A 24720-nucleotide genomic window follows, 5' to 3' on the forward strand; every position below is an offset into this window, starting at 1 on the left:
ACGATTATACAAGTTAATACAAATTTAGAACTTCCCTGATTTAAATATAGAATATAACAACCAAAGAAACATCAAGATTGCTACTCCAAATCCAATTTCAATGGCTGGTAGGTTCCAAAGAAGTGTGGATTTCCTACTCAATGACGAACCAATAATAAGCCCAACCATGATGATGCTAAAAGAAAGTAATACAATACTAAATGAAAGCCGATTACTGATACGATCTAATTTAGTTAAAAACAGGTTCAATTCTGGGATCGTTATGGCTATACGCATATTCCCCTTTTGCATAACGGCAGTTAATTCTTTGAGTTGTTTTGGTAGTTGAATCAAAATTTCTCCATTTTCTATTACATAGTCTAGTACATCCTCTGTAACTTTCCTTGGATGATAACGTTCCTTTAATAATTGACGACCAAAAGGTTCAGCTACTTTAAGGATACTAAGTTCGGGATCTAACTTTTCCACCAGCCCCTCAATAGTAAGTAGAGTTTTTCCTAATAAAGTTATATCCGACGGAATTTGAATATGATGTTTATATGCAATATTAAACAGTTCCTGAACAGCTTTACCAAGACTAAGTTGGCTTAAAGGGACATCATAATAGTTTTGCTTTAGATACTCCACATCCGCTGTCAGTTGTTTCATATTTACATCATCAGGTACCAAACCCATCTGTGTAATTGCTTTGATAACCCCTCTTGTATTTTGGCGCATCATAGAAATAACTAACGACGCTAAATGCTGTTTTAATTCAGGACTAAGACTTCCAACCATACCAAAGTCCATAAAAACAATAACTTCACCCGGTAAAAAAATGATATTACCAGGGTGGGGATCACCATGAAAAAAGCCTTCAATTAGAATTTGGTGAAGGATAGATTGAACTACCCGTTCAGCTAGTACCTTGCGATTTAGTCCTTGGTTATCCATTTTTTTTAATTCATTTAATTTTATTCCTTCTATGTATTCCATAGTCAGTACTTTTGAAGTTGTATAATCCCAATATACTTTCGGAACACAAATATTAGGATTATACTTAAATTGGTGAGCTACCTTTTCTGCATTTTGCCCCTCTATTGTGTAGTTTAATTCAGCTCGAAGGGATTTAGAGAGTTCTTCAATTATATCGCGTAGCTGATATCTAGCAGCCCACTCTAATCGAATTTCAGCTAGTTCCGCTAAATGCTGTAAAATTTCTAAATCGGTTTCAATGATTTTTTCAATATTAGGACGTTGAATTTTAATTGCTACTCGTTCACCAGATTTCAATAGCCCATAATGGACTTGTCCGATAGAAGCTGCAGCTAAAGGATTTTCTTGAAATTCTTCAAATATATCTTCTATCGCACAATCTAATTCCTCTTCAATAATCTGTTTTACTTCCTGGTAAGAAAAAGAAGATACTTTATCTTGAAGTTGCTCTAACTCATGAATGATATTGGCCGGAATTAAATCCGGTCGAGTGCTAGCAATTTGTCCTATTTTTATAAAGGTGGGACCCAATTCCTCCAAGAACGATCGAATTCGCTCAGCTTTTGTTTTCAAATGAATTTCTTGTTGTTCTACCTTATTAAATCGTTTAGGAAATGAAAGTAAGTCTTGAAGTCCCAATTCCTTAACAATCAACCCAAATCCATTACGAGAAAAGGCCATGGCAATATCACGATAACGTTGAATGTGTCGTATTCTTATTTTCAAGAATCATACATCCTCCTCATAACACACTTACTCCAATTTATTTTTCTGATTCTCTATGTTTGCAATACGCTGTTCTAATCGTTGAATATCTTCTTTAGTTGCTAGATTTAATTCCCCTAATACTTCTTTTGTTTTTGTATTGATTAGCTGTTCCAGCTCTAATTTGGTTTCTTTTCCTTTTTCGTACATCTCTTTAACAAACTCTTTAGATTCCTCTTGACTTAGTTCTCCTCGTTTCACCAATTCATCCGCTATTTTTTTAGCTTGTTCCTGTGTAGTAGCTATCATTCCTAACCCTAATGCCAATCCTTTTTTTATTATGTTTGTCATTAAAGCCAACTCCTCATCATCTATTTCGATTTTACTTATTCAGTAATGAAACTACTTCCATGATTTTTCGTTCAGCCTCTTGTTCTCCAGCTTCTATACACTCTTTAATCTTTGTAATATCAAATGCTTGAAATTGCCCTACTCTTGGACGAAGAATTACATCTGCAAACTGAAGGTTTTTCCTTCTCATTTCAACCATCATAAGAGATAAGGAGCGATTTAATACATCAATTATACTTCTTGGCTCTCTTTCCTCATGCTCCCTCTCCACATCTACAGCAAGTACAATTTCTACTCCTGCTTTTCGCGGGATATCCGTTGGCAAATTATTAAGTATCCCTCCGTCCACTAATACTTTCTCTTCGTGCTTTACAGGTATAAAAAGTCCCGGAACGGATGTCGTTGCTCGAATAGCTAAACTTAAATTTCCTTGTTCAAAAATGAAAGCTTTTCCCTTTTTTAAATCTACGGAAACTACACGAAATGGAATAGGCAGTTGCTCAATTTGAATATTAGCTAATCCCTTTTGCTCTAAAAATTGAAGTAGCATTCCATATAATTTATTTCCTGCCACGAGTCCCCTTTTTCCAATCCCAAAATCAACCATGCGATACGATGGTGTAGTAGTAAGAATAAAATCTTCAATTTCTTCGACATCAATGCCAGCAGCAATTAATCCACCAATGGCTCCTCCCATACTTGTTCCTGCAATAAAATCAATTGGAATGTTATGCTTTTTTAATACTTTTAATACACCAATATGTGCTAACCCCCGTACAGCGCCACCGCCTAAGGCTAAACCTAGTTTCATTATTTTTCCCTTTCCTAAATCTACTCTTTTTATCAATGAGAAGATCTCAAAAACAAAATAATTGTTTTTACAATATCCGTAAAGGATTCCGCTACAATCTATAGAATGTATTTTTATTTATTGGTTTCACTTAATTTATTTTTCCCTCTAAAAAATATAAAATACATAATAGATTTAATAAATAGAACAAAAAAAGCAGTTATTAAGGTCGTCTGAAAGCAAACATTACTTATTATATGTCTCATCAATAAAATCCCTAAAAACTTTTAACTTTCTTCACAATTCTTTCAAAGTAATCACACTTAATCTCGCTATATTAAATAAGTAGTTATTCATATAGGGAAGGTTAGGGGAACTGAAAGTATGAAAGTAAATCGTTCGCTTCATTACATTTTTTGGCGTTGGCATTTTTATGCTGGGCTTTTTATTACACCGCTTCTTATTACGTTGTCACTGAGCGGAATTGGGTATTTATTTCGGGAAGAGGTTGAGGATTTCATCTATAAAGATTTATATTTTGGGAAGAGTGCTCAAACAGAATCTATTTCGATGGCTGATTCTATTTCCTTAACAGAGAAAAAATATCCACATTATAGTGTGACGAAAATTAGTGAGTTTAATGGGGATTATAATACGAGACTTACGATTGCAAATGAATATACGGGACAACAAAAGTATGTGTATTTAGATAGCAATAATCAAATTGTTGGGGATCAAAATGCAAGTGAAACGTTTGCGAATATAATGCGTGAATTACATAGTTCTCTTTTAGTTGGTGGCACTGTCGTCAACTATACTGTAGAACTTGCGGCATGTTGGACAATCTTCTTAATTGCTACTGGGCTCTATATGAGTATACGCCAATTCAAAAACACACTGGCATCCAATAAGCGAGAAAAAGCAAAACGACGTCATTCTATTATCGGTATTATATTTACAATTCCTCTCGTTCTGCTAGTCGCATCTGGATTGCCATGGTCAGGATTTATGGGCAACCAAATTTATAAAATCGCATCGTCGAATGAATCGATCGGATATCCAAAGTTGTATATGGCACCGCCTGAATCAAAGGTAAAAGAATTGCCGTGGGCAACTAGAAAAGAAGCTCCTCCTGAATCGAATTCGAATGAGCCAAAAGCAATTTCAGTTGATACATTACAAAAAGGAATTGAAATAAAGAAGCCATACGTTATTTCACTACCAACTGATCCGAAAGGTGTATTCACCGTTTCGAAATCAAGCGGTTCTGGTATTACGGGCATGGATGTGGCACCAAATGAAGAAATAACAGCTTACTTTGATCAATATAGCGGAAAACTCATTTCAAAAACGGACTATCGTGATTATGGCTTATTTGCACAATGGTTCACTTATGGTATCCCGCTTCATGAAGGTCATTTATTCGGATGGCCAAATAAAATATTATGCTTACTAACGACATTATCTTTATTACTTCTCATTTATTACGGAATAAAAATGTGGTTAGCAAGAAAACCGAAAGGAAAATTAGCAGCACCGCCAAAGCAAAGAGATAAGAAAAGCATAATCGTTTTCTTTATCATGATGGTTATACTAGGCGCTGTCATGCCTTTATTTGGACTATCTGTGTTAGTTATTTTTGCGATTGAACTTCTTATATATGTATTTTCAAAAATACGCTCATAGTGAAAAAGCATTTGTACTACCGTGTACAAATGCTTTTTATTTACTATTTTCTTTTTTTCTACCACTTATTAAAAAGACAATATCTACTATAATAATTGTGCCAATTATTACTTGTGGCACATAATCCATCATAGTAGGACCACTTGGCCTATTCATCATCATATACATTCCAGTTACAAATGAAACGGAAAGTAGCACGAGTAACGTTATTTCAATATGGTCATATAGCTTTTGAAATAATTGCTTCATTTCGCCACCACCTTTACCATATTATAACAAAAAACCACTCTACATGAGTGGTTTTCTTCATCACTGCGCTGTTTTCTTTCGGTACATCTTCCCGTTCCAATAGAAGAATCGTGAAGTGAGACCCCCGTATTTTACAATGCGCCGTGCCATTTTGTGCATATTCTTTTGTGCTGATACTTTTTGATCTGATAAATAAATACCAAGTAATCCTCGGCTTATAAGGCGATGAAACTTCGCATGAGGCAAGTCACCAATGCTCTTCTCTGCTTCTTCTACAAAATGTTTCATACGATCTAATATCACTTGCTCGTTTTCGTAATAACTACAGAAATTTAAATCTCCACCTATACGGTCTTCTTCTTGATCAATGAAATAATCAAGTAAAATATGAAGTCCTTGTACGTAAGGGAAGTACCCTTGTCTAATTTTCGCAATATCTTCATCATGTAATTCATCATGGAAGGCATATGCGACAAGACAGAAGATTCCAAGTGTAGAACCAGCACATGCTGAAAATTCAAACCAACTCATCTCCGGTAAGTTTTCTTTATGCGCTTCAAACCATGTTTGTAATCGTGGTTCTCTTTCTTCTAATTTTACATGTTTATGAATTTGCAAATCACAATAATAACAAGCAAGTTCATGAAGAATAGGAGCAATTTTGTCATAGTGCTTCGTTTTCTTTAAAACATCTTGGCATGTTTCAACAAGTTCGTCTAAATAACCACCATCATCTTGATCATCACGATAGCGATAATAATTACCGCCACCTTCTACTTCAGGTGATAATGCCATTAACATAGATTCATGCAACGCGGCAAAATCATTTGGATCAAGTGATGTACTGCGATCACATAAATTATCTAAATAGTCGCTGATCGTTTGATACGCTACGATAAAACGAATACATTCCTCTCGGTGTTCATTTGCTAATAGCGCTAAAATACCACCGCCTTCGCAATGAAACGTTTTATGCTCAATACTTGCGATTGCCTGACTATGAAGCTCATCATTCGGAATATGGTAGGCACGCTCTTTCCACATCGCTAGCTCATGGTGTACAACCGGAAACACATCACGGTATACTTTCGCCATGAGCGTTATGGGATTACTCGGTACGTTCACTTCTTCCTTCATCTCCTCTATTCAATGTACAAATAATTTACTTATTTGTTTCTATTATGTTATTGATGCGTATTTCAGTAAATGCCTGAATATAATTCAAAATTTCATCACGCTCATACTCATTTAATAACTCATGATAACAATTCGGCCATTCTTTAAAAGCCTTATCACTTATTTTAACATTATCAAACCAAGTGCGGACACGTGTTTTATCTACAAGTTTATCCTCACATGCTTGCATTAGCAAGAGTGGAACGTCTGGAAAATCATCTATTTTCTTATGAGCAATTTCGATAGACTTAATCAATTCACTATACCAACGTACTGATACTTTGCGCAAGAACAATGAATCATTCTCCATCGCGTCTCTCACTTCATGATTACGAGTTGACATTTCCACTGTAAGATTCGTTGCGAATTGCAATTTTGGAGCGATAATATTTAATATTTTTGAGGCAGCTTGCAGCGGTGCAGAAGGTCCAGCTAATACGCCTAAACATGGCGAACTTAAAATAATACCGTCTACATCTTCTCTCTTCGTTTCTTGCATCATACGAATGACGATAAGACCACCCATACTATGACCGAATATAAAAATAGGTAACCTATACTTTCTTGCCTCTTTCACCCATAATTTAACTTCCTCTATGTATTCATCAAATGAATCAATATGTCCTCTATTTCTTGAAGTCGTTCCATGTGACGGAAGGTCTCCCATCACGACGTGGTAGCCGTTATGATTCCACATTTCCGCAACGGCTTCATAACGTCCGTGATATTCCATCGCGCCGTGCACAATAACGATTACAGCCTTTGCTTCCTCCGCTTCGTAATTCCACATACGAACCTCCTCCATTTCACTCTTTTTCATAATTTGATACACTGAAACTAGTCTCTAGGAAAGGAAGGCTTTACATGATATATCCTTATAAAGAAAAAAATCCGAAAATTGCGAGTAGTGCTTTTATCGCTGACTACGTTACCATTACAGGTGATGTTTCCGTTGGCGAAGAATCAAGTATTTGGTTTAATACAGTCATACGCGGCGATGTTTCACCAACAATCATCGGAGACCGGGTAAATGTACAAGATCAATGTACACTCCACCAAAGCCCACAGTATCCTCTTATTTTAGAAGATGACGTTACAGTTGGGCATCAAGTTATTTTACATAGCTGTCATATTAAAAAAGATGCTTTAATTGGAATGGGATCTATTATATTAGATGGTGCTGAAATTGGCGAAGGAGCCTTTATCGGTGCTGGCAGCCTCGTTTCACAAGGAAAGAAAATCCCGCCAAACACGTTAGCTTTCGGTCGTCCAGCGAAAGTCATTCGTGAATTAACAGAGGAAGACCGTAAAGACATGGAGCGAATTCGCACGCAATACGTTGAAAAAGGTCAATATTATAAATCACTACAAAAATGATTTTACTGCTGCCATAACACTGGCAGCTTTTTTATATAAAATCTAACTTTTTCTTTACAAAACATTATTACTCCCTCAACAAAATCTTATTAAAATAAAAGCTAATATCTCCATATATATGTAAACGAGGGAGGAGAATTTTCATGAAGGTCAGTGGACTGTATAAAATAGAATGTTACATTTTCAAAGGAATTAACCGATACTTTGATCAAAAAACGTTAAACGTCTTTTTCAGCAATATTACTCATATCGGTGGCGCGACTTTCTCCATCGCACTCACACTGTTCTTTTTAATTTTCGCAGATGGAACTTTGCACCAAGCTGCAATTGCAACTGCTATTTCGTTAGCAATTAGCCATGTCCCTGTGCAAATATTAAAAAGATGGTATCCACGAAAACGTCCTTATTTAACAATTCAAGATGCAAAATATCCAGTCCATCCATTACAAGACCACTCTTTCCCGTCTGGTCACACAACAGCTGTTTTCTCTGTCTTTATTCCATTTATTTGCTATGATCCAAGCTTACTTATTTTCCTATTACCGTTAGCATTATGCGTTGGTATTTCGCGCATTTATTTAGGGCTTCACTATCCGTCTGATGTATTCGTCGGTATGTGCCTCGGCACTTGCTCTGGCATCATCTCTTTTTATCAATTCATCCCACTTTTCACATAAAGGAGTGATATGATGAGAGTCGCCATTTTTACCGATACTTTTACCCCACAAGTGAACGGGGTTGCGAAAACGTTAGAGCGGTTAACACGATATTTTCAGAAAGAAAAAATCGCCTATTCTGTTTTCGCTCCTCAGCATACAGCTGAAGATAATTTCGTAGCGAATGTGAACAAGATGAGAAGTATCCCGTTAACAATATTATATCCAGAATGTCGCTTTTCTTTTCCTACTCCGCGCATTAAACGAGAACTTCTTTCCTTTAAACCTGACATGATTCACATTGCTACACCTTTCAACATGGGACTTTGTGGATTGTATTATGCAAAAAAGTTAAACATACCAGTTGTCGGTTCTTATCATACTGATTTCGATGCTTATTTACGCTATTACAAAATCGAATTTCTCTCCAATATGCTTTGGAACTATTTAAAATGGTTTCATAGTCATATGCAAAAAAATTTCGTTCCATCCCCTGAAACATTACATCAATTAAAACATAAAGGCTTTCAGGCCCTCTCCATATGGGGACGTGGTGTGGATTGCAATCTTTTTCATCCAGCTTATAATACAGACCTATTCCGAAAAAAATATAATATTACAGCGAAGTACGTCCTTTCCTATATTGGACGGATTGCTCCTGAGAAAGATATTGATACGTTGCAAAATCTTATCGTTAAATCAACGCATGCTCGAAACGATATTCATTGGCTCATCGCAGGAGACGGTCCTCTAGCAACAAGTCTTCGTGAAGATGTTTCGAAAACAAATGTCACTTTTACTGGCTATTTACAAGGCGTGGATTTAGCTGAAGCATATGCTTGTTCTAACTTGATGGTATTTCCATCAACTACTGAAACATTTGGAAATGTCGTACTTGAATCGCTTGCATGCGGCACACCTGTCATCGGTGCAAATAGTGGTGGAGTTAAAAATATTATTACAGATGGAAAAACGGGAGTTCTTTGTCCGCCCAAAAATGAGGACGCATTTCTATCATCCATTTATTCTTTATTACAAAGTGAAGAAAAACTGGAGCAGATGGGAATAGCAGCTTCATCTTATGCGAAATCAAAAAGCTGGGATGAGATCTTTCGTGGCTTGCTTAACCAATATGAAGAAGTCCTTCAACATAACGCATCAGAGTTACTTGCTTAAATAGAAAAACTCCCTTCAAAAAACGAAGGGAGTTTATTACACAGTTGTAAACTTTACTTAAATAAAGTGAAACTTTAATCAGTGGGGGTTTTCTTCATCCCCCACTGATTATTAGTTGAACCAATCGGACTTTTATGGGCAGTTGATCCCCCACCTAACTTCTTTGCTTTTCCTGAATTTTGAGGTGGGGGTCTTACTGCCCATTAAAGTCGGATAAATAATACACAAGGTGAAATATCACTTTATTCCTATATTCATTATAACAAAAATAAACATAACTAAATAGACTTGTAATAAAAACCCATAAAAATTAAAATATGGTTATATAGTATTTTAACTGTATAGTGATTTTAAGAAATTCCCCTTAAAATCAACTTACTCACATACCTTTATACAGTAATTGTTCCCCAATTTCTGTATACCAAAAAACCTTTCATTCATTTGAAAGGTCTTTTTGAGCCTGCACATATTCTTCTTTCGTATTCACATTTATAAACCAATCCGCATTTGCTTGTACATCTTCACCAGCAATATATTTCACATTACATTGTGATAAAAGCTGGTCCATACTTCTTTTTTCTTCCTGAAGCAAAGCATAAATCTTTTCTTTCACGCGGTTATGATACGCCGCAAGTAACGGTTGTTTCCTTCCATTAATAATAGGTACAACCGCATCGTATTCCTTGCTCGTTTGCTCGAGCAAAATGGTAAACCATTCTTGCGAAACATTTGGCGCATCGCAAGGCATAATAGCGTACCAATCTGCTTCTATATATTCCATTCCTGATACAATTCCAGCAAGTGGTCCGTCCCCTTTATAATGCGGAATATCTTCGATAACAGGAACTTGTACGAATTCCTCTACTCGCTCTTTTATATGAGAATGACTAATGACTACAACTTCTTGGAGCGCACTTGTCATCACTTTCAAAATATGCTCAATAAACGTACTCCCTTGCCAGCTTGCTAATGCTTTCGGCTCACCGAATCTACTCGACATACCGCCCGCTAATACAATTCCAGCCCACTTACTCATTGGCGATGCAACTCAAATGTAATATGACCTAATTCTGGTAAAATTAATTTATTCATCGCAAGACGAACTGCGCCGCTAGATCCTGGCATCGAGAAGACTACTTTGTGCCCAATTGTACCACCAATCGCTCTACTTAACATTGCGCTGCTTCCGATATCTTCTAAATAACTAATCATGCGGAACAACTCACCAAATCCAACAATTTCTTTATGTAATAACGCTGATACTGCTTCAATCGTCACATCGCGTTTCGTAATGCCAGTACCGCCATTTGTTAATACAACATCTACATCTTCTCTATGATAACCATCTAAAACTGCTTGCTGAATACTTTCTTTATCATCTTTTACAATTTCATAAGATGTCACTGTATGGCCTGCTTCTTTTAACAATTCATGTAATAGTTGTCCGCTCTTATCTGTCTCTTCTGTACGTGTATCGGAAATCGTCACGATCTTACAACGCACTTCTTTTGGCGCTTGTTTTTTATGTTCGGTTACGCTCATTTTTTATCTTTCCTTTCATTTCATTGTAAAATTATGTATGAATCAAAGAATTCAACATGATACAATATAAGTATATTTATCCATATAAAGGAACTTTTCATGATTCAAAATATAAAACGATACGTACCCATTATACCATTCTTAACTATATTATCCCTTTTTCAATGCATCGCTTACGGGTTCGATATTAACTTTTTAAAATTGTATGCTATTATGCCTGATGGTGGTATTACTCACTCTACAGGAATAGTTTCCACATATGTATCAGATAGATGACACTATATACTTCTTAAAAAGGAGATTCATTATGGAACTATACAAAAAATTAACAACAACATTCATCCTCTTATTCATCGCTTCCATCACTGTCGGCTTTTCCTTAAAAGGAGCAATCCCATACGCGACATTGGTGAGCATTATATTTGCAACACTATTTTTACTAAGCAGTGCTTTTTGCGCGGGCAAAGCACGTCAAATGAAAGGCTGATTATATATAATCCTTTGTAAATCATGCGGGAAAGAAATACAAACGTATGAAAAAGCGTGGATTCATATGCCATTTCCGCCAAGTGGTATGACTAATATAAGAAAGTATATTGAACTAGAAGGACACATTTATTGTAGCTCGTGTATTGAAATAATGAACAAAAACTAGTAAATACAAAAGGTGGGCTTATATTGTTTGAATCAAACCGTATCCAGTTACGAAAGTTTTCCGAAGATGATATTCTAACGTATTATAAATGGCATAATGATATAGACGTTATGAGTTCAACTACACTTAACCTTGATAAATATTCCTTTCAAGATACAGAAAAACTTTGCCAGCAATTTATTCATTCTCCAAACGCTAAGAGCTATATCATTGAAGAAAAAGCTACGAACCTTCCAATTGGCATTACTTCTTTAATTCATATTGATTCGTATAATCGAAACGCTGAATGCATTATTGATATTGGTAAAAAGGATTACTGGGGGCAAGGTTATGGGAAGGAAGCTTTCACCTTATTATTGAATTATGCATTTTTAGAATTAAATTTACATCGCCTTTCTTTACGAGTATTTTCTTTTAACGATAGAGCAATTAAATTATATAAATCACTCGGTTTTCAACATGAAGGAACTTGTAAAGAAGCTATATTCCGCAACGGCACTTGGCATGACATTGAACTCTTCGCTTTATTCCAACGTAATTATAAATAAAAAAAGCTTTGCGCTCACCGCGCAAAGCTTTTTTTCATATATTATAGACCAGCTTGCTCTTTTAAAGCTGCAGCTTTGTCTGTACGTTCCCATGATAGATCTACATCAGTACGTCCGAAGTGGCCGTAAGCTGCTGTTTGTTTGTAAATTGGGCGACGTAAGTCTAGCATTTTAATAATACCAGCTGGGCGAAGATCGAAGTTGTTACGAACTAGTTCTACTAGTACGTCTTCAGATACTTTACCAGTGCCGAATGTATCAACTGAAATTGATACTGGTTGCGCTACACCGATTGCGTATGCAAGTTGTACTTCTGCTTTTTCAGCAAGACCAGCTGCTACGATGTTTTTCGCAACATAACGAGCTGCATATGCTGCAGAACGGTCAACTTTTGTTGCATCTTTACCAGAGAATGCACCGCCACCGTGGCGAGCGTATCCACCGTAAGTATCAACGATGATTTTACGTCCTGTTAAACCAGCATCACCTTGTGGTCCACCAATTACGAAGCGGCCAGTTGGGTTAATGAAGAATTTTGTTTCTCCATCGATTAATTCTGCTGGTACTACAGCTTTAATTACGTGCTCTTTTAAGTCGCGATCGATTTCTTCCCATGTAACATCTGGGTGATGTTGTGTAGAAATTACGATAGTATCAACACGTACTGGTTTACCATTTTCATCATACTCAACTGTAACTTGCGTTTTTCCATCCGGACGTAGGTATGATAATGTATCATCTTTACGTACTTCAGTTAAACGGCGAGCTAATTTGTGAGCAAGCGAGATTGGAAGTGGCATTAACTCTTGTGTTTCATTACATGCGAAACCAAACATTAAACCTTGGTCTCCTGCACCAATTGCCTCAATCTCAGCGTCAGTCATTTGACCTTCGCGTGCTTCTAGCGCTTGGTCAACACCCATAGCGATGTCAGCAGATTGCTCATCGATAGATGTTAAAACTGCACAAGTTTCTGCATCGAATCCGTATTTTGCGCGTGTGTAACCAATGCCTTGAATTGTTTCACGAACGATTTTTGGAATATCTACGTAAGTAGAAGTCGTAATTTCCCCCGCTACCAATACTAAACCAGTTGTTACAGTTGTTTCACAAGCTACACGTGCATTTGCGTCTTTTGATAAGATCGCATCTAAAATTGAATCAGAAATTTGGTCACAAATTTTATCTGGATGTCCTTCAGTTACAGACTCAGATGTGAACAGATGACGTTTTTTTGTCATGTGGTAAACCTCCCTACAGTAATTGTATATATTGTACGGAACTCATCCTTAATTTGCCACAGATTGCGACATACATTTATTCTCCCACACAAGCATACAGAAAAACCTTTCCTACATAATAGAGAGGAAAGGTTTAATTTGCTACTTGCATACTGCTTTTTGCCCTTCGCTCTTATCGTTCGAGACCTGTAGCCTCGCACAGGTTTTAGCACCTATTCACTTGTGTTTACCAATACAAGTGAGGTTGCTGGGCTTCATCGGGCCTGTCCCTCCGCCAGCTCGGGATAAGAGAGTATCCGTCCCAACCTATACTAAAGAAATGATATTCATTTGTCAATTAATATTCACATTTTCCTGAAAGTTTTTCTCAGTGCGCCTGAAATGAAATATTAATAAGGAAATAATGCATTCACACAAACAAAAAGAAATAAATAGTATACATTATTTATATAATTGTGTTATACTCTTGTTGGGGATTACGAGAAATATTTCATTAAATGAAAAGGATGGTATATAAATATGAGTACTGTGAATGTCCAAATTGGTTTACACGAATTATTGAACGGAAGCAATGCACAGATTCAACTAAGTGTTCCGCAATTAGTGGAAAAAGTATTAATGCGAAATGAAGGGAAATTAACTTCGACTGGTGCCGTTTCTGCTTCAACTGGAAAATATACAGGACGTTCTCCTAAAGATAAATTTATTGTGAAAGAAGCATCGGTTGCTGACAAAATTGCTTGGGGAGCAGTGAACCAACCGATTTCTGAAGAACATTTTAATAAATTATATACGAAAGTTTTAGAATACTTAAAAGAGAAAGAAGAGTTATTCGTCTTCAAAGGATTTGCAGGCGCTGACCGTAATTACCGCCTACCAATTCAAGTTATTAATGAATATGCATGGCACAATCTATTTGTACATCAATTATTCATTCGTCCAACTGAAGAAGAATTAACAACTCATGAATCAGAGTTCACAATTGTTTCTGCACCGAATTTCAAGGCTGATCCAGCTGTTGACGGCACAAACTCTGAAGCATTTATTATGGTTTCATTCGAAAAACGTATCGTACTAATTGGTGGTACAGAATACGCTGGAGAAATGAAAAAATCAATCTTCTCTATTATGAACTTCTTATTACCTGAACAAGATATTCTTTCTATGCATTGCTCTGCAAACGTAGGTGAAGAAGGCGATGTAGCACTATTCTTCGGTTTATCTGGAACAGGTAAAACAACATTATCTGCTGATCCAAACCGTAAATTAATCGGTGATGATGAGCACGGTTGGTCCGATAACGGTGTATTCAATATTGAAGGCGGTTGCTACGCGAAATGTGTAAACCTTTCTCACGAGAAAGAACCACAAATTTTCGATGCAATCACATTTGGATCTGTTTTAGAAAACGTTATCATTAATGAACAAACGCGTATCGCAGACTATAACGATACTACTTTAACAGAAAATACTCGTGCTGCATACCCTATGCATGCGATCGACAATATCGTACTGCCAAGTGTTGCAGGACACCCAAATACAATTATCTTCTTAACTGCTGATGCATCTGGCGTATTGCCTCCAATCAGTAAGTTATCAAAAGAACAAGCTATGTACCACTTCTTAAGTGGTTACACTAGTAAACTAGCAGGAACAGAGCGCGGTGTTACATCTCCGCAAGCAACATTCTCAACTTGCTTCGGTTCACCATTCTTACCACTTGATGCATCTCGCTATGCTGAAATGCTTGGTGAAAAAATCGAGAAACACGATGCGAAAGTATTCTTAGTAAACACTGGCTGGACTGGTGGCGAATACGGCGTTGGTAAACGTATGAACTTAGGTTACACTCGTGCAATGATTCAAGCAGCATTAAACGGTGAACTTGCGAAAACTGAAACAGCTAAACATGACATCTTCGGTCTTGAAGTTCCACTTCACGTACCAGGTGTACCTGACGAAGTGTTAATGCCTGAACAAACTTGGGCTGATAAAGCTGCTTACAAAGCAAAAGCAATCGAACTTGCAAATGAATTCAAAGCTAACTTCAAAAAGTTCGACAGCGTATCTGAAGACATTATTAACTTAGGCGGCCCAATCGCTTAAGTGCAAACTTTCTGTTGGAATCACCCTTTACTCATATGAATAAGTGTCGTGTAATCGTAAAGTTTCGCGTACTCACCGACAAAACCCAATGCGGCTTAACGGTTACACACACTTACATAAAAAAGAAGCTTACGTTTTTTACGTAAGCTTCTTTCTATATCTTATATAGTGACTTAGCTCATAAATCACTTACCGTCACCTATAAAATTACAGAAAATTCATTTTATAATCATTCATTTTTAGTTTCCTATGCTATAATTTACATATACAGGAAAGGGTGAAGCTTATGAAAAATTTTTCTCGTACAGGAAAAATTTTATTCAGTTACGGAGCGATTCAAATGTTTTGGGGACTTGTAATGCTTAACGTTAATGTATTTGAGCATACAAGCGAAACAATAAAATATATTATTCTAATTATCGGAATAGTTTTTTGTATTATATCCAACTTTTTTAAAGAACATAAAAGTCATACTATTACGTGATTTTATGTTAACTTATTGGAAGGAGAAACCTGTATTTTATGAAAAGTTTCGCTTCCTATTGTACTATTCATCGCCGTATCCCTTATTCCAGGGTAAATTCATTTTTACACATATAACTTACTGATATATCCCTCGCTAGATCCTCTATTCCATCTAAAAAGAGGCTTTTTATCTTTTGGTTAGTTCCTTTTCATCTTTCATACTATAATAACCTAAGTTAACGACGATTAAAAAATAACCGCCCATAATCCCTACTGCAAATGCCCACATAACCATATGGTGCTCAATTTCGTACATAATAATAGCGCCCAAAATAGCAGCCGCAAAACGATTAAACATACCGAGCGTCGGTGCTTTCGTTTTCTTTACGATACTATCTCCAAGCTTCTCAATTCGTCTCCCTAAAAGCCACACGCAATACATACTTACAATAAGTCCAATTCCTGCACCTAAAAAATGTGCTGAAAACGGTGTTACCATCCAGCCTAGCAAAAGAAAACCTAGTATATAATACGATTGAATTTTAAACGACCTTAACGACATACTAATCATGCTGTTCTCCTCTTCTTCAGTAATTTTTATCTATCCAACAAAAGACTTCTTTCAAGTTCATACTACTTAAACCCATTTCACTCAAATTAAAAAACAACATAAACACAATGTTTATGTTGTTTAAATGTTTTTAGAAAATAATATTATACAAGATTTCCAACATCATATTTTCATAATTTGTGACGTTTTTTCAAACATTTTTCGTCCATTTATGAAAAAATTGATATCAATCTATGAACATACGGATATGATGTAATAAGTACACAAATAAAGGGGGCGTCTAATGATTTATTTTTTAATGGCTCTCATTCACCTCATTATCCCTGCACTTATTGGACTTTCATTGTATTGGTACACGAAAAACCATAGTATTTTCTACGCTGTCCTCGGTGTCCTTCTTCCAGGTATTATTCTTATCACACTCTTCCGTATTCCATTTTTAAACTTAATTCCTCTTGTTACTGCTATCTTATTTCTCATATTCTTACCAAAAATAAAAAAATAGGAAAGCAGATCATAGGTGATCTGTTTTCCTATTTTGCTATAGGTTCCCCCGCAGTAGAATGCACTTTTACTTTCTCCGATTTCACAAACCATAAACCGAAGAAAATAATAATTCCACCGATTATTTGTTGAAACGATACATATTCATTTGCCCATACAGCTGCAAATAAAACAGCTACAAGTGGCGTTATATACATATATACCATCGTATGTGACGCTCCAATTTTTTGAACACCAACATACCACATCACTAAACCGAACACTGTTACAAAGAAAATAGAATATAGTAAAGCGAATAGTGTTATTCCATGTGTAATGTGAAATGGCATTATAAATACGTATGGTCCACTTAAAAGCAAGAGTGGAATCGCGCCAACTAGTGCTGACCATGCGGTAACACGTAGCGCTGAATATTTTTTAATTAATGGGCTTGCTAAAACAGGATAAAGCCCCCAGCATATTGATGTAATGAGTCCAATCCCATTTCCATAAAAAGAACTAGCAAGTGAATTCCCAGCTACTAAAACTAAGGCTGCACCACAAAAGGCAATGATTGAACCGATAAGCTTTCGAGAAGAAAACTTTTCTTGTTTTAAGATAATCGCAAATACAGTTGTAAAAATAGGTGAAATAGAAATGAGTAAAGAGGCATTTGTAGCGGATGTATATTTTACAGTTTCCATAAATAACGTTTGATACAGTACAATACCTACAACGCTAACGATAATTAATCTAGGTATATCCTTGCGCTCCATATAAACCGACTTTTCAATAAAAAATGTAAGGAGTAACATAAGCGGTGCCGCTGATATCATCCGAAGTGCAGTAAATTCAATTGCTGTAAATTCTAAAAGTCCATATTTCGCAATCGTAAAATTAATCCCCCAAATAATAACGACTGCTAAAATTAATAATTCAATTCCCCATCTTCTCATGCGTATCCCCTCCGCAAATATGATTATACAGAAAATTCAATCATATGTACATTTCATTATGTGAAAAAACCTTTGTATTGTATGAAACGTTTTGGTACATGAAATTATATCGGCGATTTTCTGAATATATCAGCGTAACTCCGATTATATCGGCGATTTTTCGAATATATCAGCGCAACTCGAATTATATCAGCGATTTTTTAAATATATCGACTTATCAACAAAAAACGACAAAAATAGCAGCTTATTCAATAAAAAAAGTGGTTCCAAAATACATTTTGGAACCACCTTTCCTTTACTACACTCGAACATGTAACTTCATATTTGGATTATAAAATTGGCTCGGGCTCTTCAGTTGAAAAGTCCCTCCACCTTCATGCCAATCAACTGTTAACTTATCATCCATAAATACAAGCTTTGTGCGATCTGCGATAAAGCTAAACTTGCTTGATTCAATATCCACATCGCGCTCATCTTTTTCTGCTACAGCTACTAAATCGATAATTCCGCTCATTACACAACCGCAACCTTCATTATCGTAAAATAACTTTATATATTTCGCTTCATTTGGAATCGTATCCACAATCTTTTTATATGCTGCTTCTGTTACAGTAACGTACATACTCTAATCTTCATCCTCTCTTCTCGTATCCTTCATATATTGTACCATCATTTTTTTTAAAAGATATATACAGAAAATTATGAACAATATACAATGTATGTAGTAAAGGAGGTTGTATCACTCATGCTCAAATTACTACGATACCCCATCTTCCTAGGTCTACTCGGTAGCTTTTTTATTTCTAGCGGTATAGTATTACACCATATATTTCCCTATACTCCTTCTATTGGTTGGATTTTAGGTTTTATTTGTTTTCTATCCGCTTCTTATTTTGCTATGAAAAACAAAAACATCTAATTAATTCAAGGAGGATAACATGCCAACTTTAAAAGAAATAGAACAATCACTCAATCATTTATTCGAAATAGAAAAATACGGAAAAGACAGTGCCTTTAGTCGATTTATCCCGGCCGTATATGATCCTATCCCATTTCCATGGCAAAATTTTTTTGAAGCCAATTTTATTGAGCTATTTAACGGTCTTATGATACGAGGAGCTGAAACTGTAAATAAAGTATTTTTAGCTGTTTTTCCTACAAATGACGTTCTTGAAACATTCATTTCACAATCCACATCTGGTGATTTACTTTTTATGCACCACCCACTTGTAATGGAATGCGGTGATCCGCTTGGAAAATCAGGTCGTGGTTTTATTCCAATACCTGAAAAATATTTGCAAGCGATAAAAGAAAAACAACTTTCTATATATACATGTCACGGACCAATGGATATTCATCAAACGCATGGAACGAGCATTTCAATTGCAAAAGTCTTACATGCTCACGTAGTTGACGGCTTTGCATATGAAGGCCCAGAACAAGAGCCAGTTGGCCTTATTTGTGAAATAGATGAAACATCCACAGAAGCACTCCAAAAGCGTCTAAAAAATCTCTTCCATATTCCTTATACAGACTTCGAAGGTAAACAACATGATTCTATCAAAAAAGTTGCAATTATTGCGGGATGTGGCGATGTCGTTTCTCTCATGAAACAAGCAGAAGCAAAAGGTGCTGAAGCATATATTACTGGGGAAATCCATTGCCATATCGACAATAATTACGGTAAACAGAAATACTCGCTCATTATGGATTACGTAAAAGAAACGAATATGTCACTCATCGGTGTATCACACTCTGCCTCTGAATATTTAGTGAAAGAAACATTGATGTATGATTGGTTTAAAGAGAATTTTGAAGTAGATGTTACTTTGGTTCCACAGGAAAAATGGTGGTTATAAATTTTTAAAGAGATAGCTAATTTAGCTATCTCTTTTTACTAAACTTAAAATAGAAAAAATTCGATATACAATACACTTTCACCCTACTGTTAAAATCTAAACACACAATACAATCAACCACACAAAAATATAGAATTCCTAATATACATATAGTAGTTCTATTTTAAAAACTAGATTTTCAAAATATAGAAAGGAGAACATACATGTACCCACGTAATTGTTTTAGTTGCGATGGCAGACGCCCCAGTGGTTCTAACGGGAATACTGGACCCACTGGACCCACTGGCATCACCGGATCCACTGGAAGCACTGGACCCACTGGAGCTACCGGCATCACTGGACCCACTGGAAGCACTGGTAACACCGGCATCACCGGATCCACTGGAAGCACTGGACCTGCTGGTATCACCGGACCCACTGGCATCACCGGACCTACCGGCATCACTGGACCCACTGGAGCTACCGGCGCTACTGGGGGTACAGGAGCTGGCTTACAAAGTACTACCGCCTTTAGTCTTGCAGCCGCTCCCAACTATAAAGCCGGACAAGTTGTTACTTATACGAGCAGCGGCTATGTTGTAAAAAAGGATGCACCTCAAGGATTTCCTAATGTATCTCCAGATTATATCGTATTAGTAGAAAGTGGGCCTACTGGACCCACTGGTATTACTGGATCTACCGGGAATACTGGGCCTGCCGGGAATACTGGATCTACTGGAAGCACCGGATCTACCGGAAGCACCGGACCCACTGGAAGCACCGGACCTTCTGGCATCACCGGATCCACTGGAAGCACTGGACCCACTGGAGCTACCGGCATCACTGGACCCACTGGAAGCACTGGTAACACCGGCATCACCGGATCCACTGGAAGCACTGGACCTGCTGGTATCACCGGACCCACTGGAAGCACCGGACCTACCGGCATCACTGGACCCACTGGAGCTACCGGCGCTACTGGGGGTACAGGAGCTGGCTTACAAAGTACTACCGCCTTTAGTCTTGCAGCCGCTCCCAACTATAAAGCCGGACAAGTTGTTACTTATACGAGCAGCGGCTATGTTGTAAAAAAGGATGCACCTCAAGGATTTCCTAATGTATCTCCAGATTATATCGTATTAGTAGAAAGTGGGCCTACTGGACCCACTGGTATTACTGGATCTACCGGGAATACTGGGCCTGCCGGGAATACTGGATCTACCGGAAGCACTGGACCCACTGGAAGCACCGGATCTACCGGAAGCACCGGACCCACTGGAAGCACCGGACCTTCTGGCATCACTGGGTCCACTGGAAGCACCGGACCCACTGGCATCACCGGATCCACTGGCATCACTGGACCCACCGGCATCACTGGATCCACCGGCATCACTGGACCCACTGGCATCACTGGACCTACCGGCATCACTGGACCCACTGGAAGCACCGGATCCACTGGTATCACTGGACCTTCCGGCAGCACCGGACCCACAGGTAACACCGGATCTACCGGAAGCACCGGACCCACTGGAAGCACCGGATCTACTGGCATCACCGGACCTGCTGGTAACACCGGATCTACTGGCATCACTGGACCCACTGGAAGCACCGGACCCACTGGAAGCACCGGATCTACCGGCATCACTGGACCCACCGGCATCACTGGATCCACCGGCATCACTGGACCCACTGGCATCACTGGGCCCACTGGCATCACTGGACCTGCCGGGAGCACCGGACCTGCTGGTAACACCGGATCTACTGGCATCACTGGACCCACTGGCATCACTGGGCCCACTGGCATCACTGGACCCACTGGCATCACTGGGCCCACTGGCATCACTGGGCCCACTGGCTCCGCTGGTAGTGCTTCAGCAAAAAGTATTGTGTTTCAAGGAACAAATGCTGGTTTTCAACGTATAGCGGGATCTCCTGGAATTGACTCCAATGTTATTCCGTATGTCACTGCTGGATCTGGTAGTATAGTTGGTTTTACGGCGTCTATAAATGTAAATAACTTACCTGCTGCTGTTTATACAATTGATATTTGCAGGAATGTCCCTACAAACCTCACCGCTCCTACTTCCAGTTACATTCTAACTACTATTACTTTAACTACCACAGACAAAATTACCGGAACTATAGTATTTTCCATTAAACCGACGGATACTGGTTCCGGACAAATTCAAGTATTTAATCCTACTCCCGCAGTAGGTCCGGCTACTGTAACTTGGACTAGTATTACAACTGGAAACCTTGTTTCGAGAGGAGATGCTATATCCCTTTATATTAACCCTGGAATTACTGCGAGTGCTGTATATTCTATTTTCCTAATCACTGATCTATAAACTCACACTTAAAACCATTTATTCCACAAAAAAGACCCGAGATTCGGGTTAACAAATAACAGACAAGTTCATTATATACTTTCACTGCAAAATAACCATATTTCGGATTTTATTTTCCATATACTGCACTAATAGTGTGAACAATTTTGAATTTTTATTCAAAAAAAGGGGAGTTCACTCTCAAATAAGTGATCTCCCTTTTTAAAATAACTTTTCATGATATCGGCAATACAACCTTCACCGTCGTTCCAACCCCAACTTCACTTTCAAAACTTATTTTACCGTTGTGATCTTTAATAATTTTTTCTGTAACTACTAAGCCTAAACCTGTTCCCGTTTCTTTTGTTGTGTAAAAGGCTTCATTTAGCTTCGGGATTTTGTCTTTTGGAATGCCGCAACCTTCATCCTTAACTTGAACAATGATTGCATCTTCTACAGTCACTTTAATCGTAATCGTTCCGCCAACTGACATTGCTTCAATCGCATTTTTAATTAGATTAAAAAACACTTGTTTTAATCGTTTTTCATCGCATGTAATCGATGGTATGTCTTTACTATAAATACCTTGTATGTGCACACCTTGATTTAAAGCAGGCTTCCCCATAACTCGAATAACATAAGCGATAATTTCTTCTATATTATGAACTTCTGATTCTATTGATTTAGATTTCTCAAATCCACTAAGTTCTGTAGCGATTGTATGAATTCGTTCTACTTCTTGTTTCATAATATCACTATATATTTTATCCTCTGGATATTTAACCGCTTGCTTATTTACAAATTTATCTAAATTAGCTAAAGGTCTTTTAATTTTGGAACCAATAACTGTAGCCATTTTCCCAACAGTTGCTAACTTTTCTGTTTGTTGTATTTCTTTATTCATCATCTCAAGCGTACGAACGTAAGATTGGAACCTTAAAAACATAATCCAACATATGATAGTAAATACGCTATATAATGCCATCGGGATTAAAACGAGTGATGAGTGAATCATGATTCCTATAAGAGCATATTTTCCAACAAGTATGCTCGGAACTAACCAAAAATATCTTTTATTCACAAAAAGTGGGGCAAATAAAATAAAAAATCCTTCTACTATATTCCCACCATCAAACTCAGCATCACTACCGTAGTAAATCATAATATTATGGATAAAATCTAATAGATTATATCCAATTAGAATAATATACTTTACTGCAAATGGATTTTTCCATTTCATAAAGTATATTCCAATGCAAAATAAAACCACCATCAGAAAATAAAGCCATAACCCTAAACCATCTTCAAATTGTCCTACTCCTTCTTGCTCTCCTCCTATTAAAGGTACAATAAATTCGTAGGCAAGATCGTATACAAAAAATATAATGAAAAATAAACTTAAATATATTTTCAGCGCCTTCATTTCTTCATTTTTAAATATACCGTCTTTATTCATATGGTAACTCCTAGCTTTTCTCCCACTTGTATTTCATTATTTCCACACTTTTTTGGAAGAATAATATCTATTCTCGTTCCCTTATCTCTTTCACTTGAAATATGTAACGTACCAAGGTGTTCGTTGACAATTCGATCTGCTACCGTAAGTCCCAAACCAATTTTATCTTGTTTTGTTGTATAAAAAGCTTCTGTAACACGAGCCACATTTTCTTTCTTAATACCGTAACCATTATCGATTACACTTAACATTACATAATCTTGTCCTTTATTTTCTAATCGTAACTCTAATGTGCCACCTTGCTCCATTGCCTCCAGAGCATTTTTTATGACATATAGAAAGACCCCTCTTATTTTTCGCTCATCACATTCAACTTCTATTATCTTTTCTTCGATATTAGACATAAGCTGGACAGTAGATTCATTCATTTTTTCTCGAAGAATTGCTACTGCTTGTAATGCAATTTCACCTATATTATGTTTTTTATAAATAGAGGGTTTACATGTAGCAACTTCCATCAATTCACTTATCATATTATTCATATTTTCTATTTCAAAAATCATCTGTTTATAAATAGGGTCCTCTTCATGCTTCTCTCGTTGTAATTGCGTAAACCCTTTTAATGAAGCAAGTGGATTTTTAATTTCATGTCCCACTGTCGCTGCCATCTTTCCGATTACTGCTAATTTTTGTGATTCACTAGCAATCTTAATACTTTCCTTTACCGCTGAAAGGTATTGTATAAATCGATTTAAAATGATGTATACCGCTATTAATATGAGTGTATACATAATGAGGTACATAAATCCTTTTACTTCCTTTAATACAAATAAGTAAATTACATATTTCCCTACAATAGTTGAAAGTACAAACACAAAATATTTTTTATTTAAAAATATAGGTACAAAGAAGATGAGAATAATTTCTATTATATTTACCCCATCAAATGCCGCCTTATTATAAAGCATATACGAAAGTATGTTAGCAATTTCTATTCCTATGTATGCAAATACACATGCATATTTCACAAAATTCACTTTCTCTTTTTTTATTAAATATACATTTACACCGAGTATTGCAGTTCCGCAAATAACTTGCCATAGTATGCTATGTCCCTTATCCGTTAGTGATTTATTTTCTAATACGATTGCATAGAGAATTTGGTATGAAACAACAATGACGTATAGCACCCACAAAAAGATTTTGGCATTCCTTTCTTCTTCTTTATATGATAGAAAACTTTCTTTCACTTCAACACCCCTTCAACATAATATCTCGAAGAATACCATTTATTATAATAAATGATTTTCTTATACAAACAAAGATAAATCGAACATTTGAGGAAAATCATCCCAACGTTTTAATACTTTCAGACGATATGTAATCATAAA

Annotated in this window: 27 protein-coding genes and 1 riboswitch; of the genes, 12 read left to right on the top strand and 15 right to left on the bottom strand. The window is 36.8% G+C overall.

The features are described 5' to 3' along the window. Positions 1-24: 24 nt before the first annotated feature. From ACTFRN_RS18280 to ACTFRN_RS18290, 3 genes are all read right to left on the bottom strand, one after another. Positions 25-1656, bottom strand: a complete 1632-nt coding sequence (locus ACTFRN_RS18280; RefSeq protein ID WP_088106360.1) for an ABC1 kinase family protein — start codon at positions 1654-1656, stop codon at positions 25-27. A gap of 72 nt (positions 1657-1728) precedes the next feature. Further along, positions 1729-2031 carry a phasin family protein gene (locus ACTFRN_RS18285; protein WP_000181752.1) on the bottom strand — a complete coding sequence of 101 codons (303 nt, stop codon included), beginning with the start codon at positions 2029-2031 and terminating at the stop codon, positions 1729-1731. A gap of 31 nt (positions 2032-2062) precedes the next feature. After that, positions 2063-2842, bottom strand: coding sequence for a patatin-like phospholipase family protein (locus tag ACTFRN_RS18290; RefSeq protein WP_000765974.1), 780 nt, complete (start codon positions 2840-2842; stop codon positions 2063-2065). Between the two features lie 363 nt (positions 2843-3205). On the opposite strand from ACTFRN_RS18290, the gene ACTFRN_RS18295 reads away from it, so the two are divergent. Beyond that, positions 3206-4507: a PepSY-associated TM helix domain-containing protein gene (locus tag ACTFRN_RS18295; RefSeq protein ID WP_000867814.1), complete on the top strand. Its 1302-nt coding sequence runs from the start codon at positions 3206-3208 to the stop codon at positions 4505-4507. 36 nt (positions 4508-4543) lie between these two features. Here the strand turns inward: ACTFRN_RS18295 and ACTFRN_RS18300 are convergent, their stop codons facing one another. From ACTFRN_RS18300 to ACTFRN_RS18310, 3 genes are read right to left on the bottom strand one after another with little or no spacing between them, the layout of a single operon-like run. Next, positions 4544-4756 (bottom strand): hypothetical protein, encoded by a 213-nt coding sequence (locus ACTFRN_RS18300; RefSeq protein ID WP_000811313.1) that lies wholly within the window; start codon positions 4754-4756, stop codon positions 4544-4546. A 60-nt stretch (positions 4757-4816) separates the two neighbouring features. Beyond that, on the bottom strand, positions 4817-5881 hold the full coding sequence (locus tag ACTFRN_RS18305; RefSeq protein WP_001102457.1) for a tetraprenyl-beta-curcumene synthase family protein: 1065 nt from the start codon (positions 5879-5881) through the stop codon (positions 4817-4819). A 37-nt stretch (positions 5882-5918) separates the two neighbouring features. Continuing rightward, positions 5919-6722: an alpha/beta hydrolase gene (locus ACTFRN_RS18310; RefSeq protein ID WP_049110713.1), complete on the bottom strand. Its 804-nt coding sequence runs from the start codon at positions 6720-6722 to the stop codon at positions 5919-5921. A gap of 74 nt (positions 6723-6796) precedes the next feature. Here ACTFRN_RS18310 and ACTFRN_RS18315 point away from each other — a divergent pair, with 74 nt between their 5' ends. The 3 genes from ACTFRN_RS18315 (at position 6797) to ACTFRN_RS18325 (ending at position 9141) form a co-directional block, all read left to right on the top strand. Further along, the gene (locus ACTFRN_RS18315) at positions 6797-7309 is read left to right on the top strand and encodes a gamma carbonic anhydrase (protein ID WP_000640208.1); all 513 of its coding nucleotides are present in this window, start codon (positions 6797-6799) and stop codon (positions 7307-7309) included. 143 nt (positions 7310-7452) lie between these two features. Continuing rightward, positions 7453-7986, top strand: coding sequence for a phosphatase PAP2 family protein (locus ACTFRN_RS18320; RefSeq protein ID WP_000868590.1), 534 nt, complete (start codon positions 7453-7455; stop codon positions 7984-7986). Between the two features lie 12 nt (positions 7987-7998). Beyond that, on the top strand, positions 7999-9141 hold the full coding sequence (locus ACTFRN_RS18325; RefSeq protein ID WP_088106350.1) for a glycosyltransferase family 4 protein: 1143 nt from the start codon (positions 7999-8001) through the stop codon (positions 9139-9141). Between the two features lie 433 nt (positions 9142-9574). Here ACTFRN_RS18325 and ACTFRN_RS18330 read toward each other — a convergent pair whose 3' ends face one another. Both ACTFRN_RS18330 and ACTFRN_RS18335 read right to left on the bottom strand, forming a co-directional pair. Further along, positions 9575-10177, bottom strand: a complete 603-nt coding sequence (locus tag ACTFRN_RS18330) for a molybdenum cofactor guanylyltransferase (RefSeq protein WP_000049470.1) — start codon at positions 10175-10177, stop codon at positions 9575-9577. Continuing rightward, entirely contained in the window at positions 10174-10683 is a 510-nt protein-coding gene (locus ACTFRN_RS18335) for a MogA/MoaB family molybdenum cofactor biosynthesis protein (RefSeq protein WP_000117137.1), read from the bottom strand. The genes ACTFRN_RS18330 and ACTFRN_RS18335 overlap by 4 nt, the downstream gene beginning before the upstream one ends. A 307-nt stretch (positions 10684-10990) precedes the next feature. On the opposite strand from ACTFRN_RS18335, the gene ACTFRN_RS18340 reads away from it, so the two are divergent. Together ACTFRN_RS18340 and ACTFRN_RS18345 are read left to right on the top strand one after the other, a co-directional pair. Then, a complete protein-coding gene (locus tag ACTFRN_RS18340; protein ID WP_000424797.1) occupies positions 10991-11170 on the top strand; it encodes a hypothetical protein in 180 nt (59 codons plus the stop codon). A 191-nt stretch (positions 11171-11361) separates the two neighbouring features. Next, positions 11362-11886 carry a GNAT family N-acetyltransferase gene (locus ACTFRN_RS18345; protein WP_000464115.1) on the top strand — a complete coding sequence of 175 codons (525 nt, stop codon included), beginning with the start codon at positions 11362-11364 and terminating at the stop codon, positions 11884-11886. Positions 11887-11927: 41 nt separating this feature from the next. On the opposite strand, the gene metK is transcribed toward ACTFRN_RS18345, so the two are convergent. Continuing rightward, on the bottom strand, positions 11928-13127 hold the full coding sequence (gene metK, locus ACTFRN_RS18350; protein ID WP_000163115.1) for a methionine adenosyltransferase: 1200 nt from the start codon (positions 13125-13127) through the stop codon (positions 11928-11930). A gap of 169 nt (positions 13128-13296) precedes the next feature. Continuing rightward, positions 13297-13418, bottom strand: a riboswitch (SAM riboswitch). A 228-nt stretch (positions 13419-13646) separates the two neighbouring features. Between metK and pckA the strand changes: the two genes are divergently transcribed. Continuing rightward, positions 13647-15233, top strand: a complete 1587-nt coding sequence (gene pckA, locus ACTFRN_RS18355; protein ID WP_048551204.1) for a phosphoenolpyruvate carboxykinase (ATP) — start codon at positions 13647-13649, stop codon at positions 15231-15233. A 286-nt stretch (positions 15234-15519) separates the two neighbouring features. Further along, the gene (locus tag ACTFRN_RS18360) at positions 15520-15717 is read left to right on the top strand and encodes a hypothetical protein (RefSeq protein WP_014893464.1); all 198 of its coding nucleotides are present in this window, start codon (positions 15520-15522) and stop codon (positions 15715-15717) included. Positions 15718-15885: 168 nt separating this feature from the next. On the opposite strand, the gene ACTFRN_RS18365 is transcribed toward ACTFRN_RS18360, so the two are convergent. Beyond that, the gene (locus ACTFRN_RS18365; RefSeq protein WP_000624920.1) at positions 15886-16269 is read right to left on the bottom strand and encodes an ATP synthase subunit I; all 384 of its coding nucleotides are present in this window, start codon (positions 16267-16269) and stop codon (positions 15886-15888) included. Between the two features lie 283 nt (positions 16270-16552). Here ACTFRN_RS18365 and ACTFRN_RS18370 point away from each other — a divergent pair, with 283 nt between their 5' ends. Further along, entirely contained in the window at positions 16553-16774 is a 222-nt protein-coding gene (locus tag ACTFRN_RS18370; protein WP_000639044.1) for a hypothetical protein, read from the top strand. A gap of 28 nt (positions 16775-16802) precedes the next feature. Here the strand turns inward: ACTFRN_RS18370 and ACTFRN_RS18375 are convergent, their stop codons facing one another. Together ACTFRN_RS18375 and ACTFRN_RS18380 are read right to left on the bottom strand one after the other, a co-directional pair. Beyond that, a complete protein-coding gene (locus ACTFRN_RS18375; protein WP_074567777.1) occupies positions 16803-17708 on the bottom strand; it encodes a DMT family transporter in 906 nt (301 codons plus the stop codon). Positions 17709-18006: 298 nt separating this feature from the next. Beyond that, positions 18007-18330: an iron-sulfur cluster biosynthesis family protein gene (locus ACTFRN_RS18380; RefSeq protein ID WP_000289576.1), complete on the bottom strand. Its 324-nt coding sequence runs from the start codon at positions 18328-18330 to the stop codon at positions 18007-18009. Between the two features lie 93 nt (positions 18331-18423). Between ACTFRN_RS18380 and ACTFRN_RS18385 the strand changes: the two genes are divergently transcribed. Beyond that, positions 18424-18627 carry a hypothetical protein gene (locus ACTFRN_RS18385; protein ID WP_074567776.1) on the top strand — a complete coding sequence of 68 codons (204 nt, stop codon included), beginning with the start codon at positions 18424-18426 and terminating at the stop codon, positions 18625-18627. Between the two features lie 19 nt (positions 18628-18646). After that, the gene (locus ACTFRN_RS18390) at positions 18647-19567 is read left to right on the top strand and encodes a Nif3-like dinuclear metal center hexameric protein (protein WP_049112595.1); all 921 of its coding nucleotides are present in this window, start codon (positions 18647-18649) and stop codon (positions 19565-19567) included. 178 nt (positions 19568-19745) lie between these two features. Here ACTFRN_RS18390 and ACTFRN_RS18395 read toward each other — a convergent pair whose 3' ends face one another. Further along, complete coding sequence (locus tag ACTFRN_RS18395) at positions 19746-20009, bottom strand: histidine kinase (protein ID WP_324740698.1); 264 nt, start codon at positions 20007-20009, stop codon at positions 19746-19748. On the opposite strand from ACTFRN_RS18395, the gene ACTFRN_RS18400 reads away from it, so the two are divergent. Next, positions 20008-21894 (top strand): collagen-like protein, encoded by a 1887-nt coding sequence (locus tag ACTFRN_RS18400; protein ID WP_440038393.1) that lies wholly within the window; start codon positions 20008-20010, stop codon positions 21892-21894. The two genes, ACTFRN_RS18395 and ACTFRN_RS18400, sit on opposite strands and share 2 nt — an antisense overlap. A 214-nt stretch (positions 21895-22108) precedes the next feature. Here the strand turns inward: ACTFRN_RS18400 and ACTFRN_RS18405 are convergent, their stop codons facing one another. Both ACTFRN_RS18405 and ACTFRN_RS18410 read right to left on the bottom strand, forming a co-directional pair. Beyond that, positions 22109-23329 (bottom strand): ATP-binding protein, encoded by a 1221-nt coding sequence (locus ACTFRN_RS18405; RefSeq protein ID WP_001030617.1) that lies wholly within the window; start codon positions 23327-23329, stop codon positions 22109-22111. Continuing rightward, complete coding sequence (locus ACTFRN_RS18410; RefSeq protein WP_000664877.1) at positions 23326-24579, bottom strand: ATP-binding protein; 1254 nt, start codon at positions 24577-24579, stop codon at positions 23326-23328. Before ACTFRN_RS18410 ends, ACTFRN_RS18405 begins: the two co-directional genes overlap by 4 nt. Positions 24580-24720: the final 141 nt, after the last annotated feature.

Origin of the sequence: Bacillus cereus group sp. MYBK245-2, from assembly GCF_051916145.1 — a bacterium.
GTDB lineage: Bacteria > Bacillota > Bacilli > Bacillales > Bacillaceae_G > Bacillus_A > Bacillus_A pacificus.